Below are 22133 nucleotides of genomic sequence, written 5' to 3'. Positions count from 1 at the left end.
ATTTTAAAAAGTAGATCGTAATTTGAACTGATTTCTTCATGTTTTGGTGATTTTCTATCTAATAAGTTTTAACATTGATTTGCCCATCTTTTTACCCAACCAAATATTGGACTCAGAATTAAAATGGGTATTATCCTTCAATGTTTCCAGTTTATCGGTATTGATGATAAGCACATTTTTATCTGCTGCAGCTACCCTATCTTGGGCGGCTTGGACCACTTCGGTAAAATCAAAATTCCAAGGTGTCTTTCTTAAGAGACCTATGGAAATGCGCCCCATAACAATGGGCAGGTCTTTTTTACCCGTTTGCAGCCTCACATCGGTATAGAGGGTTTTGAGGTTCTCTTCATAAGCGTTTGCCCATTCCAAAAATTCTGCATCAGATTCCCCTTGCATCCACAACATGCCACATATTTCATAGGGTGTTCCCTTGCCCTTTAAATTCTCTAGGGCATTCTCCATATTCTGAAGAAATCTAACATACATGGGCTGTCCCGGAAGCCAATGTTTCCATAGTTTGGTACCGCCCCCTGAAGTCTTAACTACAGCTATGGTATGTTTGGGATATTTTTTGGCAAGCAGATGGGTAAACGCAATTTCTGGACCGAACTTGAATTTTCTCCTTTCGGCGAAGGAGTCGGTTCCTAATGGTACCCATATTTTCTTTTTATTGTCCCAGGTCATGCTATTTTCCGGGTGTACGGTATACTCCTCGGGCAGCTCTTCCGATTTCCCGGTACCATCCATATTGGACTGCCCCCCAAGAATAAAGACCTTGACGGGACGTGATGTATCCATTTGCCCCACACCACTTATTGTGGTGAAGAGAAATAGAAGTATTAATATTGGGGGAACTTTTATACTCATTTTTAAATAATTTCTTAAGGGAATCACGGCATTTGCCCTCCCTTTTATCATCGAATTAATTTGTCTCCAAAGCAACAGTGTCTTTATATTGTTCTCGTAGACCTTCCAATTTTGCATGAAGATCCTCGGTTATATCACCATAACCTTCTTCTCCATATAAATTGTGCATCTCTGTAGGATCCTCCTTTAGGTCATATAGCTCCCATTGATCTATATTGTTATAAAAATGGATTAACTTATACCTATCTGTCCTTACCCCATAATGTCTTTTTACGGAGTGTGGACCAGGGTATTCGTAGTAGTGATAATACAGGGCCTCTCTCCATTCAGGTATCTCCTTACCTTCCAAAATTGGCAACAAAGATTCTCCCTGCATATCCTCTGGCACTTCCACTCCGGCCAATTCCAAAAATGTAGGTGCATAATCTATATTTTGAACCAATTCGTCTACAGTACCTTTTTTGAACCTGGATGGCAATTTCATCAGCAGAGGGGTACGGAAAGATTCTTCGTACATAAACCTTTTATCGAACCAACCGTGCTCTCCCAAATAAAATCCTTGGTCCGATGTGTAAACGACAAGGGTATTTTCAGCCAAACCATTTTCTTCCAAATAATCCAATATCTCACCAACACTATCATCCACAGAAGCAATACATCTTAGATAATCTTCAAGATATCTTTGATATCTCCACTCCATCAATTCCTTACCACTAAGGTTGGCTTCTTTGTAATACTTTATCTCCTTATCATATGCCTTATCCCAAGCTGCACGTTGCTCCGGGTTCATACGATTAATTTGGACCTCGAAATACTTGCGTAAGGGACCATCTATTTCCCCCTCCTTATCATACATTTTTAAATCGTTCACAGGACAGAAGTCTTTTATGTGCATCTTCTGGCTTGCTGCCGCCGTCCTGCTATCGTAATTATCGTAGAAATTATCTGGCAGGGGAAACTTAACATCATTGTATTTCTCCAAATAAGTAGTATCGGGCATCCAACATCTATGAGGGGCCTTATGGTGCATCAACATCGCAAAGGGCTTTTCTTGATCCCTATTTTTTAACCAATCCAGACTGAACTTGGTAATAAGACCGGTTACATAGCCTTCTACCCTAGATTTTTCACCCATTTCATTAAAATCAGGGTTATAGTAATCCCCCTGTCCAGGTAAAATATTCCAGTAATCGAACCCTGTAGGATCACTTCCCAAATGCCATTTTCCGATCATAGCGGTCTGATAGCCTTCGCCTTGTAACAACTTGGGAAATGTCATCTGACTTCCATCAAATTTTTGGCTATTGATCTGTTGCCCATTTAAATGGGAAAATTTACCAGTAAGCATTACCGCCCTACTCGGGGAACATATGGAATTGGTCACAAAACTTCTTGTAAACTTTACACCCTCATCCGCTATCCTATCAATATTGGGAGTTTCATTCAATCCCCCATTGTAAGCGCTCATAGCCTGGTAGCCATGATCATCTGTCATAATGTAAATAATATTGGGCTTTTTGGTTGCTACGGCTACCTTTTCATCCTTACAGGAAGAAAGACCTACAATCATAATTAAACCAATCAGAATTAAACAAATATGAAATAATGCAAAAGGTGATTTTCTGTTCGACATTTAAAATATTTAAGTGTTATATAAATTGTTTCGTAATTATTGGCAACTTGTTAAAACTTGATATCAACGGTTGAAAACCATTTTCTTCTCAGGTATTCTTCAACACCCTTTCTTTCCCATTCCTCCAACTCTCTATCTATAAATATCATTTCGGCTATAGATCCTTCCCATAGGCCTTCTGTCCTTGCTAGTCCAGAATCTGATTTGGATTCCAGTTGTACAGTGAGAATAGAAAAGTCCATAGGATTTGGAGTATTGAACGGATCTACTTGATTACCGTTCAGGTAAACCTTTCCATTTTTGGTCTTTGAATCTATATTGTCCATATCGAAAATAGATTTCCCCGGATTCTTGCTTTTCCCCAACAAACTATTGGACCCTCTAAAAAGACTTGTTCCCGGAAAGGACATACTACTTTCCTTATACACCATTATAATGGTCTGATAATCCTTCACTTCTTTTTGCATAAAGGACACCCACACATGATCAAAGGCCGCAACACCTTTTCCATTTAATTGATTTGGCTCATATTTCATGAACAATTCATTGGGGCTTCGCCTGGAAGACCTATCCTTCCAATCCGTTACAGGTCCCCGTTGCGGAAGAATCTCATCCTGTTTTCCATTACCATCCACATCGCTGGCGTCAAACCACATCTTAATACTTTCGTATCCCAATTCTGATGGATCTATTGCAATTGCTCTTTTGTTCGCTAAGTCATCCACCCTGAAACCGATCCTATTTTTGCTCTCTGCCCTAGAAAGATTGTTCTGTGCGCCTAGGTAATAATTTCCTGGCCCATTAGGAACAAAGGAATCCCCTATAGCCAAAGGCTTTTCAAAAATTTCACCTTTTGTGCCGGTTACGTCCTCTGCATACCATTTGTAGGTATAACCCGGAAGTGGACCTACCACTGCCACAGCCCCTTCCCTATTTTCCAATTCTATATTGCCAATCTCAAAAGGATATACCTCAGGTACGGATACGGTTCCCCGTATTACATTTTCACCACTGTCACTTACCACATATTCGTAATTTCCGGGAGCAAGATTTATTCTTTCATTCTGCACGGCCGACTTAGGCTTGACACTTGTAGGAACCCTTAAATAATCAATATTGGGAATAGATTGCCCATTGGAAATAACAGCGACCTTATTTAGTCCTTCATTTAGATACACCTGTGCGGTGGCCACATCCCAACCTGTATATAATGGACGTGTCTGATTAAAGTGCATGGTCTTCGCTTCCGTCTTTCCATTGATGGAAATCTGAGCCTCCGACCCCTTCATGTTGACACCTCCATAGACTACATCGATCGGGTAGACACCACTATTGGCGACCTCTACCTCCCAAGAAATGGAACCTTCACTTCCCTTGCAATCCAGATAAGAATTGTCACTTGCACTAAAAACTGTTTTAATCTCGTAATCTGGAAGTTGAATGTCAGCGTTTTCAGGTTCATAAAGTAAATTATCCCCGTATACATATTCCGCATTCAACCATTGTACCTTATAAGGAGACTGTCCTCCTATAAAACTCAACGATATGGAACCATTGTCCTCATGGATTTCAGAAGCTTTTACATCTGCCACAACCTCTATTGCAGGTTTATTCTTTTTGTTTTTCTTGGATTTTTTAATCGATTTTCCACCGCCCAAACTACTTTCATAAATAGAAATACGGGCAGTTTCCGTTCTAAATTGACTATCAATTACCACTAGATCATAAATACCCACCCCTACATCTTTTAGAGTTTCAGAGCTACTTCCAGTAGACCATTGATAGGTAAAAGGTGGCAGCCCTCCCGCAATGGCAGGCTCAAGAGTGAAGAGTTCAGATTGCTTATCCACCTTCTTAGATTGAATATTGACCGCAATTTTCTTTGCATCCGAGGTTCGAGCTTCATTACTGATGGTCCATTTTACCTCAACTTCAGGGAATTTGGCAAAGGGGGGATCAGGTCTAATATTTGTTGTTTCCTCGGTAATAGAACAAATCAGTTCATATTTGGCAATGGCTCCAAATTCAACTTCAATTTCATCTGGCCCAGTTGCAATCAATTGTCCATTTAGAAACCATCTTACCACTTGGGTATTGGGTTCAGGAACAATATGGTCTACTGCAAAACGAATCTTTTTATTTCCCTTTATTTCAATCGATTTATTTTCCGGGGTACTACTTTTTATGATATCCACCAGGTCATACACCCTCATAGAAACCCTTTGGTTGCACACTGGGCACATTTCCTCGGTATTATCAAATACACCTGCCCCCATAATACAGCCTTGGGCGGTGGACCTATAATAATCTACAAGGTGATATTGATTTCCTTCAAAAGCCCCTATTTTATCAAGGTACTCTGCCTCATATGGGGTTGGTAAGGGCGTAGTGGGCTCTATCCATTTCCTCCATTTAATCTTATCCCTTTCATATTGCAGATCAGCGGAATAAGTAGGAAATGCACTGGTACCTGTTGCGGCCGTAGTATATTCATCCCCTATACTCATACAAGTATGGGAAATTTCATGCAACATTTTACCAATTCCATTACCGGCTATTACGGCATTGCCAACCCTTTTCTCCAGATTCCTGGCCGCTCCGCCACCACCATTTTCCCTATTGGGCATTATTAGAAAAGTAACCCAGCCTGTATATTCATTCGTCCATGGTAAAAATAATTTATCACGGATAGCATCCATAGCCTCAAGATCAATTCCCTTTTTCCACTCAGGAGTATCGGGCATCCACAGGCCATAAACATTAAAAAACTCTTTGTAATTGGCATAGGCCGTTTGGGCCCTTTCATCCCCATACGTAAGTGCAGCTACCAAGGATTCCTCTATATCTTTTACAAATTCGCCCCTCATTTCGGGGGAATTATAAGGCTCCTCGTCCCTAGAGGTCCACTGGTTTACTATTACAACATTGATCCTATTGTTTTTATCACCAGTTACCTGAATAGGGATTAATTCTGATTTTGCTATAAACCCATCTATCTGCTTCTCTGTCCATTTTCCATAGGCTCCTTCCTCTTCTTGGGAATAACCCTGAAAAATTGATAATAAAGCAAAACAAACAAACGCAAAGCATTTCTTCATAGCTGGGGGAACTTAAATCTTTAATATCCTTAATTGATCAACCTTGAAACTCCCAAAGTCCATCAGATGGATTAAACAATCATATTTTAATTTATTAATAAAAAGTTAAGAAACTTATTATCAATACTCAACTCATATTAACAATTCAACAAAAATATCATGTAAACTATTAACTTTTAATTGCAATATTAGCCGATTACAATACTATTTTGACCAAATTAGCAATATAATTAGCAATAAACTCAATAATAAACCACAAAAGTAAAAAGATAGATCACATCAACCTATTACAAAAACATAAAAATTTAATAAAATTTTAAGAAAAATATTATTTCAAAGTCAATTATTAAATAATCTTTAATAAGTCACTTTATGTTGTAATTTGCAGACCAGAGCGAAGGAATAATTGGAAATGAAGCAATGATTTAATGTGGAAATGAGTCAATGTGGAAATGTACCCATGTAACAATGGGTGGTTAATTTGATAATTAGTTGATTTGGTAATTTGAAGATGGGTTAATGTAGAAATGTACCTATGGGTAATGAGTTAATGTGAAAATGTACTAATGAGACAATGTACCAATGGGGTAATGGATAAATTTGATAATGAGGAAATGTGGTAATTTGAAGATGGGAAAATGTACCAATGGGGTAATGATTTAATGTGGAAATGGAAGGACGCGTTAAGTTCTGTCGTCAGTTCGAGTGAAATGGCGATAGCCATTTTGTATCGAGAACAGGTTAAGTGTACGGCGTCCACTTCTCGATAAAATTTAGCTCCACTTCGTTATGCAAAACCACTCGAAGTGACGACTTTCAACTTTTAAACATTGAACATAGAACATTGTACACTGCTAGAAGCAGATTGCCGCGCTACGCTCGCAATGACGAAATTGCCAAGAGTGAAAATGAAAAAGACACAATCTAGAGAAAAGAGAAATGGATCAATGTGGAAATGGGTTTTTGGGTTAATGTGGAAATGGAAGGACGCGTTAAGTTCTGTCGTCAGTTCGAGTGAAATGGCGATAGCCATTTTGTATCGAGAACAGGTTAAGTGTACGCCGTCCACTTCTCGATAAAATTTAGCTCCATTTCGTTATGCAAAACCACTCGAAGTGACGACTTTCAACTTTTTAACATAGAACATTGTTCACTGCTAGAAGCAGATTGCCGCGCTACGTACGCTTGAGGGCTGGGCTGGCTCGAATAGACAAAGGCAGTCACTTCGAAAGAGTCCCTTTTCGGGAAGACGGGAAGACGTACAAGTGCAAACCAGTTTTAAGAATTCATTCTTTATAGTGTAGGTATTACCGGTAATGTATATTTTTAAGCTGTAAATGAATAATCCCTTCATTTGATTGTAGAAGGATAATAAAATTAAAGGTTATGAAAAATAATTTCTATAAGAAATTCATCATTATAGTTTCAATTTTATGCTGTAATATATCAATAGTTAAAGCTCAAATAAAAAATGCCTCTTTTGAAAAAAATCAAATAACTGGTGAGAGCCAGATAGTAAAAAAACTCAAAGGCTGGACCATTAGCAGCGGCAATGTCGAATTGATTGCTAGTAATGTATTTTCGGCCGTTGAAGGAAATCAAGTACTGGATTTAAATGGAAACCAACCTGGGAGTATTGTACAGACCATAAAAGGGCTTAAAAAATCTACTGATTATGCTTTAAAATTTGAATACGCAGACCAAAAAGGGAGACAGCGCGATGATCAAACGTTGTTGGCAACTGCTAATGTTGTTATTAACGGTATAACGGTGGCAACACTCCGAAACCTATCACCAGCACCCAATTATATTGGAGGCATTGGTTTCGGCTTTAAATCAACAGCCAAGGGTACCGCAACTATTGAATTTGTTTCAACCACAAAAGGGGATATGGGGTTGGTAATTGACAACCTTAGAATAATAGAGGGACAGCCTTCAAAACCTCCGGTAAATGACCATTTAGTAAATGGTGGATTTGAAATGAAAGTGATTAGTGAAAGTGGAAACCCACATTTATATGGAGACCAGCTGCCGGGATGGTTGATCATGCAAGAGAATATAGACCTTATTGCCATTGACCGCTTTGGTTCACCAAGTGGAAAATGGGTTATTGATCTGGGTGGCCATGGGCCAGGCGGCATAGCACAAACCATAACCAACTTAACACCAGGGGTTAAATATCGTTTGTCGGCATTATATTCCCGTCATCAATCATGGGATCAACAAGATCCACTTACCGGTGAAATCTTTATTGATGATGAGTTGGTTTTAAGTTTAAACAGGGACAAATTGGCAAAAGCACCCCGTTGGGAAAGAATAGCGCACGATTTTATAGCGCCATCAGATGGAGAAATAACACTCTCATTGTTTTCAACAGCATTAAAAGTAGGTGGTGGAATTTTATATGACGATATTAAGATTGAAAAGGTCAGTGATATTGTTGAACCAAAAAAAATACCCGTATTGATTATTGATGGTTTTAGCAATCACAATTGGGAATTGAATACTGAATATTTACAAAAAATACTGGAGTCCACAGGGAAGTTTACAGTATCGGTTAGCACTTGTCCAAATCAAAAAGAAAATGAATCGGACTGGAAAAATTGGAATCCTGATTTTAATTCATATCCTGTAGTTATACAGACGTGCAATAATATTTTTAAAGAAGATACTTTGCAATGGCCCAATCATGTAAAACAAGCTTTTGAAAAATATGTAACAGAAGGCGGTGGGGTTTACATGTATCACGGTGCGACCAATGCCTTTAAAGGATGGCCTGCATATAATAAAATGTTAGCTTTAGGATGGCGAGATAAGGATTTTGGCGTAGCCGTAACCATCAATGACAAAGAAGAACTGGAGATTATCCCAAAAGGAGAAGGTGAAAACACAGGGCATGGTGCACGAACAGATGCCTTGGTAACCCGAATAGCTGGTCATCCCATTCATATTGGTATGCCAAAATCTTGGATAGCAGCCGATGTAGAGATTTACCGTTACGGAAGGGGCACTACCGAAAACCTAGAAGTATTGTCGTATGCCAAAGACCCAAAAACGGAGTTAAACTTCCCAATGGAATGGACGGTTAAATTTGGGAAAGGCAAGATTTATTGCTCTACCTATGGCCATTTGTGGAAAGATCAAGAATGGCCACCAAATATCCGTTGTACCGCATTTCAACAGTCCATGACAAGAGCGCTACAATGGTTAAGCGGGAATGTGGTAGACAATTATGTTGAACCTGATTTTCCAACTTCTGAAAGTACCGTTTTGAGACCACCTATTTTAGATTAAACTATAATAAATTATGATGTGTAACCCAAAAATCTCTTTTTCTACTAAAACCTTCAATATCTATTTATTGCTATTCGCTTCTATCTTACTTTCCTTCTTGTCGTGCGGCAGAGAAGAAGGAAAAATAGATTCAACTATTGAAAAAGATACAGACCCGCTTGATAATTACACAGATTGGTCAATTTATAGAGGTGACAAAAAGGGCAATCAATATTCAGAATTAGCACAAATACATGCTGCCAATGTACATAAGTTAGAGTTGGCATGGCAGTACAGAACAGGTGATGCCACAAAAAACTCGTCCCTACAAGTTAATCCGATTATTGTTGAGGGGCTCATGTATATATCTACTCCTAGCTTAAATGCGGTAGCTTTGGATGCCGCAACAGGAAAAGAAGTCTGGGTTTTTAATTCTTCAAAATTCAATGAAAATCAAACTGTTTTTAAGGGCAGAACAAGAGGTGTTACTTATTGGAGTTCCAAAGACGGTAAAGACCAACGTATTTTTCTTTTTGTGAAAAATAGGGTTTATGCCTTGGAGGCGAAAACAGGAAAACTAATTACCTCATTTGGCACAAACGGACATATTGATTTAAGGGAAAATTTAGAGATGGATATTAATAAAGCATCCATTGAAGTAACGTCGCCTGGCATTGTTTATGAAAACTTCCTAATTATAGGTTCCCGTGTTCCCGAAGGTTATGATTCAACTCCCGGTAATATTAGAGCTTATGATGCTGTAACAGGAGATTTTAAATGGGTTTTCCGTACTATTCCCAAAGAAGGTGATTTTGGATTTGACACCTGGCAGTTTAAAGAAGGGGAAACCTATGGAGGTGCCAATACGTGGAGTGGTTTTACTGTTGACGAAAAACGTGGTTGGGTATTTTTAGCTACCGGCTCGCCAGCTTATGATTTTTACGGGGGAAACAGAAAAGGTGAAAACCTTTTTGGCAATTGTGTGTTGGCCCTCAATGCAAAAACCGGTGATCGTATTTGGCATTACCAAACTGTTCATCATGATATTTGGGATTATGATAATCCATCAGCTCCTATCTTAATAACAATTAGTCATGGCAAAGAGAAAAAGGATGCCGTAGTACAGCTTACAAAAATGGGACTAGTATTTGTTCTGGATAGAGAAACGGGAGAACCGCTTTTTCCCACTTTGGAAACACCCGTTCCAAAATCGCAGGTTGAGGGCGAAGAAGCATGGCCCACACAACCCATCCCAACCAAGCCACTTCCTTTAAGCCGCCAAGGCATTACAGAAGCCGACTTGACCACTATTTCTCCAGAGTCCAATGAATATGCAAGAAAAAAGTTCAATAACTATATGTCAGCAAGTTTGTATGCCCCACCTTCGGAAAGAGGAACAATAACAAGTCCTAGTGTATTAGGGGGCGTAGAGTGGCAAGGCGGGTCTTATGATCCATATACCAATATCCTTTATGTTAATTCCAACAATGTAGCCAGCATATCCAAACTAAAAAAAGTTTACGAATCTACGGATAGCTCCAACTTAACAAATTTGCAATTGGGGAACGAAATATATATTAAAAACTGTGCCTCTTGCCATGGTCTAAACCGTGGTGGTGTTCCTCCAACATACCCTTCAGTAATTCATTTGAACCAAACCAAGGAAGAGATAGCATCAATTATTAAAAATGGCAAAAACATAATGCCAGCTTTTTCTCAATTTACCACTAAAGATCTTAATGCCATTACCGATTTTATTATGAGTAATGATACCGTTTCCAATAATGAAAAAGATATTTTGGAAAAGAAAACAAGGTACACGCATACGGGATATAATCTCTTTTTAGACCAAAATGGATATCCTGCTACTAGCCCGCCTTGGGGAACATTAAGTGCCATTGATATGGGTACCGGTGATTATGTTTGGAAAAAACCTCTAGGGGAATATCCGGAACTAGTAAAACAAAATATTCGCAATACGGGAACCTTAAATTATGGTGGGGCCGTGGCAACAGCTGGGGGTGTTGTTTTTATAGCTGCTACGGCAGACGAAAAATTCAGGGCCTTTGAAAAAAATCGCGGTAATATTCTTTGGGAGTACGATTTACCCGTGGGTGGATACGCTACACCTAGTGTTTATATGCAAAATGGACGCCAGTATGTAGCCATAGTAGCTGGAGGTGGAGGCAAGAACAATACACCTTCGGGGGATTATGTAATGGTATTTGCTTTACCTGAAAGTAATGATAATACCGATGAATCTTTAAAGAACAGTAAGGCGGACTCCGATGGGTGGATTTCTCTTTTTAATGGTGAAACGTTGGATGGATGGGTACATATGAACGGTTCTCACACCTATGCGGTCGAGGATAATGCAATTATAGGAAGAACCACGGAAAAAAGTCCTAATTCTTTTTTATGCTCCCTTCAAGAGTTTGAAAATTTTGAATTGGAATGCGAAGTTACCGTTGATGACGTTACAAACCAAGGCATTCAGTTCCGCTCCTCGGTTCGACCAGTTACCGAAAAGGATCAAGATGCTTGGAGAGCAGGAAGGGTTTGGGGACCACAACTGGAAATTCGTAGAAAGATGGGTGAAAATTCAATTACCACAGGACTTCTTTATGGTGAAGCACTTGGAACCGGATGGCTTTCTTCAAAAGAAAAAGTAGAAACAGGACATGATTATTTTATTTCTGAAGGATGGAACAAAATTAGGATTGTTGCTAATGGCCCTAGAATTCAAACTTTTGTAAATGGTCACTTAATAGAAGATTTAGTAAACGATGAAGTATACAAAACCCATCCTAAGGGCTTTATCGCTTTGCAGATTCATGGAATTAATGGTGAACGTCAATTCACAATGCAGTGGCGAAATATTAAGGTACGTCCAATAAAATAACCACAATTATCCTAAAAAGATGCAATTAAAAAAGGCCTTTTTTTACCGATAATAAGATTTGTGCTGTGAAAAAGAATACAGGTCAATAGAAAAAAGCGTATTAATTCACCCTTCGCTGTTTCATTAACTTAGCTACTGCAGAATCACATTTCTTGGAATAGAGATCTACCAGATTCTTATATTTATCCTCATAGGCCAAATTGGTCACCTCGTTCACATCCTCTTTAAGGTTGTATAGCTCAATGAATTCCGGATTAGCCTCATACCTAATGTACTTCCATTCATCGTCCCTATAACATTCCGTCTTGGGAAGCAAGGACTCCCCTTCCCGTTGATGTTCAAAAAATGCTGAAGACCGCCAATTTTCCGTATTGTCCGTATAAAATGAGATTAAACTTTCTCCTTGATAGGATTTAGGGATCTCCACGCCCGCCAAATCCAATATAGTTGGTGCAATATCCAGGTTCAACACCATTTCTTCAAAGGTTTTCCCCCTGTCCGACTCAGCTTCCCTAGGGTCATAAATCATCATGGGCACACGAAGTGACTGTTCGTGCATCAACCATTTACCTGCAAATCCACGTTCGCCCAAATAGTAACCGTTATCACCCATAAATATAATTACGGTATTGTCCGCCAAACCTTCTTCTTCCAAAGTAGTCCTTAATCTACCTATAACACTATCCACGGTACTGATCATCTTGTAATATCCCTTCACCATTTTTTGGAACTTCTCTGGGGTATCATATCGCCAGTACCATCTTTTTCGATTCATTGAATGCTTCATAAATTCAGGCAAAGCTTCAAAAAATGCAGGATCGGCTGTTCCTGGCACCGGAATTTCATTTTCCACATATAAACTGTCTGCATATTTTGGCCAGAAATACTGTTCTTCGGCACCGTCATCGGCATGGGGCGACCAAAAGGACAACGAAAGACAAAAAGGCTTATCCTTGTCCGACTTAATAAAGTCGATCGCATGATCCCCGTTGATATCAGCAAGATGCTTCTCCTTACCATCTACCATTTTCAGATATGGCCAAAAGGTCTTAATACTGGTGTCGAAAATAGAATCCTCTACACCCTCGTTAACCTTTACACCAAACTTACCTATAAGTCCGGTTCTATAACCTGCTTTTTTTAGCAGATAGGGATAACTATCATACATATACTCATTGTTCAATTTGGGTTTTCCGAAATTAAAGTCATGGGTTCTCTCATACAGACCCGTAAGAATAGTAGCCCTACTTGCTGCACAGATAGGGGTGGTTACAAAGGCATTTTTAAAATAGAGACCCGCACTGGCCAATTCATCCATATTCGGAGTCTTTATTATTTTATTTCCAGCAAACCCAATGGCATCCCAACGCTGATCATCGGTAAGGATAAAAATAATATTTGGCTTTTTCTTTACAACTACTTCTTGCTTCTGCGACCCTTCTTTACATGACGATACAAGTACCAACAATAGAACTACAGAAACCACTTTTATTAATTTTCTCATTTTACTACAATAAAATCCAACTACCTTAAACATTCATTTTAATCGAAAAGCACCACTTTCTGCTCATACCCCTTCCTTAAGAGGTCATCGGGAACAGAAGGCACATATTCACTGATTTTTTGGGCATCTCCGGCGCCTACATAATCCACATAGACAAAGCCTGCACCACTAACCTTATCATTCCCTTTAAACTTAAATGACGACTGAAAACAGGTAACCCCTGCTTTAAGGTCCACTACAAACTTAGCAGATGTCATTTTACTATCCACTTGCACCGTTTGTTCTATATTACCAACTTTCAGGGAAGCACTTTCTATCCTATCCTCCAAAGCACCCTTACTGTTCTCCCCAATTCTTTTGCCCGACTCATTGGGCCACCTGTTTACTGACACCTCGTACCTACCGTCTCGAGCTACGTTTACCGTCCATATCTTTTCCCCATTCCTTGTATGTGCATCATGGGAATACAGCGTAACCGGATTCTCATGCTCAGACCCTACATACATTGTGGCATATTGATCAAAACCTACAGAAACATCCTGCCACCAATCCTCATATCTTTTGTAAAGCTCTTCAACTACTTCGGGGTTTTGTTCCACCACATTATTCTTTTGCCCCCCATCTTTCTTGATATTGTACAATTCCTTTTCCTCCCTATTCACCAACCTCCAATCTTTGGTTATTACCTGGTATTCCTTATCCTTTACAGGGTATTCCACACGTTGGTTGTGGACGATAACCGCTCTATCGTCTTTCCATGTATTAATTTCCCCGTTTAATAGTGGCGTTAAACTCCTACCATCAAACTTTAAACTATCCGCGGCCTTAAGCCCGCAAAGTTCTATAAGCGTGGGAAGTACGTCTATATGTGCAGAAAGTGCATCTATATCCTTTCCACCCTGAATTCCTCCTTGTGGCCAACGAATAAAAAACGGCACTCGGTGGGCATTCTCATAACCCCATATTTTCGCCCCTCGCATACCTGCAGTATAGCCTTCCTCCACAAAACCTGTTTCAAAATCCATCTCAACCCCTCCAAACCATGGACATGGACCATTATCCGTCATAAAAATAACTATGGTATTATCGTCCAATCCAAGCTCGGTGATCTTTTGAAATAAGGTAGCAACATCTTCATCTATTTTTTCCACCATCCCGTAATACTTTGCCAAACGTTCCGAAACCTTACCCCTAAAAGGCGCTACATATTTTTCGTCCACGTTCAAGGGCGCATGGGGCAAGTTGGTGGGTATATAGCAAAAAAATGGTTCGTCCTTATTTTTTTCTATATAATCAATAGCCTCGTTAAACCAAACCGTATTACAATAGCCCTCATATTTCTCAAATTTACCATTGTGCTTATAGGTATCATCATAATAGTCGTTTCCCCAAAAATCCGGAGATTGACCTATTCCTCCTCCCCCATGCACCAAGGCTTCCTGAAATCCCCGATCGTTAGGTCTAAAGGGATAATTTTCCCCAAGGTGCCATTTTCCAAAGACGCCTGTCTTATAACCATTATCAGTAAAAACATCTGCCATGGTAGTCATCCCCTCCTTCAACAGGGACCTCCCTCCTATAGTATGCCACACTCCTGCCCGGGCAGAGTAATTACCAGTCAGCAGGGCCGATCTTGTAGGAGAACAGGAAGGGTCTACATGAAAGTCGGTAAAACGCACACTCTCATTATAGAATTTATCTAAATTAGGAGTTTTAACATATGGACTTCCAAGACTGGCCAAATCACCATATCCCTGGTCATCGGTCATAATAAGAATAACATTGGGTTTCTTATGTCCTGATTTTGTTACATCACTTTTCGCGACCTCCTTACAACTAAATACAACTAGCCCAAATGACAGGACTATAAGAATACGTTTTAATTTCCCCATTTAAATTTTTATTGATTGTGTGCCAGAAGCAGAAAAAAGATAAGTCGAACCTACCAACAAGTGAGATCTGGCTAATTACATTTTTAATTATTATGCTTGATCCCGGACAATTCCAAGTTTAAAATTTTCTCCAAGACCACGGAAACCGCACCAATGGAAGTTGCCTGATCACCAAAGGTGGAAGGTCTAATTTTAACCCTGGCGTTTCCAGGCAACAAATATTTGTCCCTTTTCTTTTCTATTAAATCGAAAAGCAGATCACCGTTCAAGGAAATTCCTCCTCCTATATACACGGTTTCCGGATTTAATAAATTTGCAATGGTTCCTATTCCCTTACAGAGATACTCGGCCACATCATCATATATCTTCATAGATGCAGGGTCACCCTTTTTTGCGGCCCGTGCTACCAACTCGGCGGTAATCAAGTCTTCATTACCATTACATAACTCCTTCAACATTTCCGATTTATTCTCTGCCAAGACCTGTTGGCCCAGGGAAGCTATTCTATGACCCGAAGCCAAAGCTTCGAGACAACCGTACATGCCGCATTTACATTGCACAGCGCTGTCCGTATCTACCGAAATATGTCCAAACTCCCCAGCAAATCCGGAAAAGCCCTTTAAAAGATTACCTTCAACCACCAAACCGGAAGCTATTCCGTAACCAATATTTATTACGGCAAAATTTTTCTGATTTTCCTTCACTCCCATCTTCAACTCTCCCAAAGCCATCAATCGCGTGGAATTATCATAGAAAAAAGGCAAATCCAAATGCTTTTCCAACTCCTTCCTCAAATCAATGTTTGTCCAACCGAAATCCGGGGAGGATTCAATAATTCCCGTTTCACTGTTGACCAAACCGGCAACTCCAATCCCAACTCCCCATATTTTGGCAGTGGCTTCTTTTCTGCTTTGAAGTTTATGGATCATCTTGATCACCTTATCAACAATACTGGAAAATCCCTTTTCCAATTCGGTAGGGACCTGTATCTCGGAAATAAAATTTGCATTAAGATCAACCATGCACCCTCTAATATAGGTGGCACCCAAATCTATACCGATTATATAGTTGTTGTCGTTCTTAAACTTAACTATCATGGGAGGCCTACCACCACTGGAGCTACCTACTCCAAGACTTTCAACCAAACCGTCCACGTTTATCAATTCATCCACTATACGAGTTATGGATGGAGGGGTTAGTCCAGACTCCTTGGCTAAGGCAGAGCGACTAATTTGACTATTATGCTTAATAAGTTTTAAAACAACTTTTTTATTGGCCAGATGCAAAGAGGCTGCATCCATTTTTGTATATTCTTTTTTCATTCAATTGAAGATTGTCTAAACCAAAGATATTAAAATACCTTTCATAAATGGTTTTTCATGAAAAATTTTTAAAAGATTATATCCATTTTAAATAGCAAATACAACATATAGACTAGTTAATTATAAATAAACCCATTAACAATCCAATGTGTGTAAATTTTCACTAAAAAAACAAACTTATGATATATGTATTAAAAAGAATGTTAAGGTAGACCATAGTGGGATGATGAAGGAATTCGAGCTTGGTGTATGGCAAATTATTTGGAACAATCTATTTAGAGCACTTGGCAACCTTAGTTGTAATTAGAAAAAAGTCAATCCGGATTTCTTGGCAACTTCAGCCATAAGAATGCACTAGCCGTGCATGCCAATAAATCTCAAAACAGAAGTCCATGGTGGCTAATAAAACAAGACTACTGTTTGCTTTTTAATCGCTTTTAAATTCGAATATAAATCATTACAATCTTGCCAAATCCTTGCTAACAAAAGGCGAAACCACAAACAGATTGAGTAGAAATAAAAACAAATACACGATTACATTTTAGGCATGCTTAGCCATTCTTCTTTGGTTGCAGGTAATTTTTGATGCTCGAGCATTAACAGCCATTTTCCATTCTTCTTCGTCAAGAGTGCATCAAAGTGGATAAACCTTTCAGCTCGTTCCCCATTTTCATCCAGTAAATCATGCCTAAATATGCCCCTTTCAAAAGCCGTAGTAATATCACCTGTCCGCTCTGAAAATCGAAAATCCAAATTTACCTTGGTTATACCCTTATTAGTTTTTTCCAGTCCGTCTTTCCATTTTTCCAATGCCTCCCGTAAGGAATAACATACCTTGCCCCTATCCGAGACCAATATTCCATCTTCATGGAATGTTGCCCCATATCCCGCAACATCACCGGCTTCCACTTTTTCCTTTACTACATTCCAATACGCATTTAATTCGGTTATTCTGTTCTGTGCAAAAACATTACTGCTGAACAACAATCCTATGAACGCTACTTTGAATAATGCCTTGATTTCCATTTAATTCTACTTTTAATTATCAGTTCTAAAATATATCAATACTTGGTTTTCAAATCAAAGTACACAAAATAATTCGCACTTTGTGAATAATCCAACAAATTCAAAGACCCCTTTGGGATTGCAAAAGCCCTATTTAAAAGTACTTAAGCCCTAGGTCCGGGCTATAAATTGGAAACCACACTAAACGATTAGGATATTTACCCCAAAGCATCCAAACATCCCCATCCCAAACACTTACTTAGAACTGTTAAATCGCTCCATCCGCTGTTTCCTATCCGCACTTTCATAATGTTCTTTGGACCTGATAGGTGGTATGTGGTGTTCTCCTAGTGGGATCAGCGAACTCTCTGGAAATGAAACAGGGTTGGACGGGATATGGGACCTCAACTTCGACTTTACCGACTGTAGGCTATCCACCTTATCCAAATTGTACCATTCTTCCGGATCATTCTCAAGGTTGTAAAGTTCACTGTACCCATCAATATAATCTATCAAATGCCAATTTTGGTAGCGTACGGAATAACTGCCGTAATCATAGGTGGTGATAATGGGTCTTATTACCTCCTTTTCGGGATCTTGCAGAATTGGCCGCAGGCTCACCCCATCCATATCCTCCTTTTCCGGCAGATTACAGAGATCTACCAATGTAGGGTAAATATCCATAAGGGAGGTAAGATTGGTGGTGGCTATACCATTCTTGGATCCGTTTGGCATCTTTTCAAGATTCTTGGGCACCTTTACCATCAGGACAGAACGGATAACGTTTTCCCACAAAGCAAATTTTCGCCAATGGTTTTTTTCTCCCAATTGCCACCCATGATCGGACCACAGGACCACTATGGTGTTATCTGCGTATGGACTTTGTTCCAAGGCTTCCAAAAGTCGCCCTACCATGGCATCTGAAAAAGCAATGGAAGCAAGGTAACCTTGGATGGCCTTTTTCCATTGGTCCGCCTCTGTTACATGTTTATGATAATTTCCTCCACGGGAAATCAATTCCTTTGCAAAGGGACCCAAATCTGTGATATCGCCTTCCATAAGGTTTGGCAACTCTATCTCATCCAAAGGAAACATATCAAAATACTTTTGGGGAACGTACCAAGGAAGGTGCGGCCGATAGATTCCTGCTGCAAAAAAGAAAGGCTTGTCATGTTCCTTTCGCAATTGATCGGAAATAAAATCTACGGTCTTATAATCGCCCATTTCTTTATCTTCAACGGAAAGCCCACTCCAGTCGAACATACTGTACATATGTTTAAAAGGCTTCATATTTGCCGGAGTCTTCTCCGGAAAAGGATCGTCTGGCATGGGCTTTTTTATGGACGGATAGTAGTCATCCCACCCCAGGGTGTCCACTTGCTGATAGTGGAATATTTTTCCGGCCCCTACCGTAAGGTAGCCGTTATTCTTAAAATGTTGTCCTATAGTAAGTGTATTGGAAAGCCTGGGAACCTTCCGCCAGTCCTGATAATTGGAATACATGCCCGAATTATAGGTATGCACCCCTGTAAGAACGGCCGATCTTGAAGGGTTGCAACCGGGACTTGGGCAGTAATTCTTGGTAAAATTCACCGAGTTCTTGGCAAATTTGTCCAGATTGGGGGTTATGGTCTGGGAACTGCCGGCAAGTGGCCGTATCCAATCGTTCATGTCATCCAGGGAAATAAACAGCACGTTGGGGTGGGCTACCAATTCCTTTTCTTTATCCTTTTCATCATTCTTACAGCCAACTATTAAAAAAACAAATACAGCTACGGTCAGTTTAAAAGCTTTCCAAAAAAAAGAGGGGCTACATACAGTACAGTTCATTTTAGGGATTTAATATATTATAATTTCTTTATCACGTATCAATCACTTTTGCCAGTTTTCCGTCAGCCACAACAAAAGGAGTTATCTGGATTTCCTACAGTCGCCGTTGATAACCATAAAAATCTCCACAACCCAACCTTACAAAAGAATCTTTTTAGGTGATTTTAGAATTCTATCCGGATACACCTTAAGGTCGACAATATTGTTGCCAAAGTAAAAAAATACCAACAACAAGAAGTAGATAATTTTAACAGATGAATGGCATATATAAACAATTGTTCCAGTACTTATTTACACAAAACAAAACTTCAAGATTTCCCTCATAGGAAAAAAAGTGCCTCCTATCAAAAAATAAATAATCTAAAAAATGCAACCTTTTATCTGTTTGGTTGTCTTTAAAACATCAATCATAAAATCTTGAGTAAATGAAAACAAAATCTTTTTACATAAGTCTTATTTTATTATTCGGTCTTATTTCATCCTGTGACCATGAAATAATTAGGGCACGGGGAGAAATTACCACTAGGGAAGTGAATATTACCGGCTACTCCGCTTTAAAAGTCTCGGATGCCTTCAGCATTTATGTCCGATTTTCGGATACGGAAGAAAAGATAGAGATTGAGGCAAATGAGAATCTACATGATAAGATTGTAGTTGAAATGACAAATGGTACCTTAGGTATCAGGTTAAGGAACCTAACAAGCATAAGGGGAAACCCAACCTTGAATGCGTACATTGTTACCAAAAGGATTACCGATTTTGATTTATCCGGTGCTTCCAAGGTTAGCTTGGAATCTGAATTGGTGGCTTCAGACGTCTCCATTGAACTAACGGGGGCTTCCGAATTTACCGGGGAATTGGATTCGGAACAACTGGAATTGGAAGCAGGTGGAGCAGCCGATATAGACCTCTTTGGAAAAGTTGACAAACTGGACGTTTCCCTATCGGGGGCAAGCACACTCAAGAACTACGATTTATTGGTCAAGGCATTGGATATCCGATTATCCGGGGCAAGTGATGCTTATCTTTCGGTTTCCGAAACCATAGATATCGATGCTTCAGGTGCCAGCAAATTGAGATATAAAGGGAGTCCCGTCATCCATAAAATAAAACTGTCCGGAGCTTCGGAAATCATTAAGAAACTATAGAAAAGCTATTGGTCAAGGTGTGAAACAACACTCTTAGCCAATAGCTTTTTTTTATACAAACACCACTTCAAGCAAACATCTTGGTAATGCCTTAAGAGGGAGATTTAAATTTATAATCGAATTCCTCGACTAGGCTCCCCAAGTTATTTGGAACCCCTATAGCATTAATTCAACTCTTTTGCATCCTTTTGCTAAAGACCAAAAACAGCACACCGCAAAGGAGCCATGCCGGTAAGGTAACAAAGGATAGAAATACATCAAATTGAACGGATATAAAATAGAACAGTCCAAAGCTTATAGCCCACGCAAAAAACACGGCCTTATTAAATTTTAAATTTGCCACTTCGGCATAATTCTTAACGATTCCTGCCTGCTTATGGAAAAAATGTTCGAACACGATAATGGCACCGAAAGGAGCCAATATAAACCCGTATAGGGCTACAAAACCAAGTAATTTCATTGCAAAGGCCGGAAAAAGGCCAGCTACTGTAGCCAAGGTCCCGGCAATTATGGTAACCCAAAAAGTGGATAGTTTAGGTACTATGGCCTGAAATGCCAGTCCTGCCCTGTATATAGTTGGGTTGGCTGTAGTCCATCCTGCCAAGACCACAGCAATTATTCCAAAGACACCTATGGCATTGTAAGCCAATGGTCCCGGCGCAACCGTGGGTGCCTCTCCATTTGCCAGGAGTCCCTGGGCTTCTGGTGATTTTAAATAAACGGCATATAACAGCGCTGCTGCTATCCAAGCCATATAATGCCCTACATACATACCCGCTGCCGTGGTCCATCCACTACTTGCCTTTTTCGCAAACCTGAATACCGATAGGTCGGACATTCCCACGTGCATGGCCGCATTGGCGAACCAGGACCAAATAACAACATGCCAGAAGGTATATTTGATCTGCCCTGGAAAAGGATCGGAACCCTCACCCCATATATTCCAAAATTCCGATATACTACCTACCCCCAACTGATTTAAGGCTACTATTCCACAGGCCAAAAAGGCCAGCACTATCACAGGGGACATCCAGTTTGCGGCTTTGGAAACAGTTTCGTAGCCTTTGGAGGCTATCAATGAAATTACCGCACCAAGGGCAATAACAATAATAACCCACGTCATACCATTGGGCATGGTATCCGTAAGCTTGGGCATTTCCATATTAAAGGGAATTCCCACCGCTGTAGCCGAAACCGTGATCATGGAACCTGCCAAAAAACAGAAAAGCACTCCATTGGCCAAATTATAGCCCGTAACCAAATTTTTGCCACAGATCTTTTCCAATTGGTAATACAAGGTCAACCTGTACTTTACGGCAATTTCTGCTGTCAGAAAACGCCAACTGAGTACGGCCAAGAGATTCCCTAACAGAAGTCCTACAATAAGATCGAAGGCACTTACCCCTGTTGTCAGGAACAAAGGTCCAATTACAAATTCGGTTCCTGCGGCATGTTCCCCTGCATACATCCCAAGAAAACTCTTCCAACTTTTCAGTTTGGATGTGGGTACTGGTACGCGCTCAAATTCTCCGCCTGCTATATCCTCTATTTCTTCTTCTATATTAAATTGGCTCATAGTGGTTGGTTATTATTTTAGGTTATGGTGGTTGGTTAAATATACTATTATGATTAACTTCTTAAGGTCAAAAAAAATGAGTA

Annotated in this window: 12 protein-coding genes; 3 read left to right on the top strand and 9 right to left on the bottom strand. The window is 39.8% G+C overall.

Going from position 1 to position 22133, the window contains the following annotated elements; genetic code table 11:
* Positions 1–54 precede the first annotated feature (54 nt).
* Genes KO529_RS05145 through KO529_RS05135 form a run of 3 tightly spaced genes read right to left on the bottom strand, consistent with a single transcriptional unit; the run spans position 55 to position 5598 of the window.
* The gene (locus tag KO529_RS05145) at positions 55–867 is read right to left on the bottom strand and encodes a sialate O-acetylesterase (RefSeq protein ID WP_215946824.1); all 813 of its coding nucleotides are present in this window, start codon (positions 865–867) and stop codon (positions 55–57) included.
* Between the two features lie 55 nt (positions 868–922).
* A complete protein-coding gene (locus KO529_RS05140; protein WP_252734305.1) occupies positions 923–2500 on the bottom strand; it encodes a sulfatase family protein in 1578 nt (525 codons plus the stop codon).
* A 50-nt stretch (positions 2501–2550) separates the two neighbouring features.
* Positions 2551–5598: a M64 family metallopeptidase gene (locus KO529_RS05135; protein ID WP_215946823.1), complete on the bottom strand. Its 3048-nt coding sequence runs from the start codon at positions 5596–5598 to the stop codon at positions 2551–2553.
* A 1386-nt stretch (positions 5599–6984) separates the two neighbouring features.
* Between KO529_RS05135 and KO529_RS05130 the strand changes: the two genes are divergently transcribed.
* Both KO529_RS05130 and KO529_RS05125 read left to right on the top strand, forming a co-directional pair.
* A complete protein-coding gene (locus tag KO529_RS05130; protein WP_215946822.1) occupies positions 6985–8892 on the top strand; it encodes a ThuA domain-containing protein in 1908 nt (635 codons plus the stop codon).
* A 97-nt stretch (positions 8893–8989) separates the two neighbouring features.
* Positions 8990–11773, top strand: coding sequence for a family 16 glycoside hydrolase (locus tag KO529_RS05125; protein WP_215946821.1), 2784 nt, complete (start codon positions 8990–8992; stop codon positions 11771–11773).
* 100 nt (positions 11774–11873) lie between these two features.
* Here KO529_RS05125 and KO529_RS05120 read toward each other — a convergent pair whose 3' ends face one another.
* From KO529_RS05120 to KO529_RS05100, 5 genes are all read right to left on the bottom strand, one after another.
* Positions 11874–13277, bottom strand: coding sequence for a sulfatase family protein (locus KO529_RS05120; protein ID WP_215946820.1), 1404 nt, complete (start codon positions 13275–13277; stop codon positions 11874–11876).
* A 38-nt stretch (positions 13278–13315) separates the two neighbouring features.
* Entirely contained in the window at positions 13316–15169 is a 1854-nt protein-coding gene (locus KO529_RS05115; RefSeq protein ID WP_215946819.1) for an arylsulfatase, read from the bottom strand.
* Between the two features lie 83 nt (positions 15170–15252).
* Entirely contained in the window at positions 15253–16491 is a 1239-nt protein-coding gene (locus KO529_RS05110) for an ROK family transcriptional regulator (RefSeq protein WP_215946818.1), read from the bottom strand.
* 534 nt (positions 16492–17025) lie between these two features.
* Complete coding sequence (locus KO529_RS05105; RefSeq protein ID WP_215946817.1) at positions 17026–17517, bottom strand: DUF4440 domain-containing protein; 492 nt, start codon at positions 17515–17517, stop codon at positions 17026–17028.
* Between the two features lie 234 nt (positions 17518–17751).
* The gene (locus KO529_RS05100) at positions 17752–19326 is read right to left on the bottom strand and encodes a sulfatase (RefSeq protein ID WP_215946816.1); all 1575 of its coding nucleotides are present in this window, start codon (positions 19324–19326) and stop codon (positions 17752–17754) included.
* Positions 19327–19751: 425 nt separating this feature from the next.
* Here KO529_RS05100 and KO529_RS05095 point away from each other — a divergent pair, with 425 nt between their 5' ends.
* Positions 19752–20474 carry a head GIN domain-containing protein gene (locus KO529_RS05095; protein ID WP_215946815.1) on the top strand — a complete coding sequence of 241 codons (723 nt, stop codon included), beginning with the start codon at positions 19752–19754 and terminating at the stop codon, positions 20472–20474.
* Between the two features lie 169 nt (positions 20475–20643).
* Here KO529_RS05095 and KO529_RS05090 read toward each other — a convergent pair whose 3' ends face one another.
* On the bottom strand, positions 20644–22050 hold the full coding sequence (locus KO529_RS05090) for a purine-cytosine permease family protein (RefSeq protein WP_215946814.1): 1407 nt from the start codon (positions 22048–22050) through the stop codon (positions 20644–20646).
* Between the last annotated feature and the right edge of the window lie 83 nt (positions 22051–22133).

The sequence above is a fragment of the Arenibacter algicola genome (assembly GCF_018860365.1).
GTDB lineage: Bacteria > Bacteroidota > Bacteroidia > Flavobacteriales > Flavobacteriaceae > Arenibacter > Arenibacter algicola_B.
Note: the sequence above shows the minus strand (reverse complement) of the source record. Positions and strands in the feature narration are given on the sequence as shown.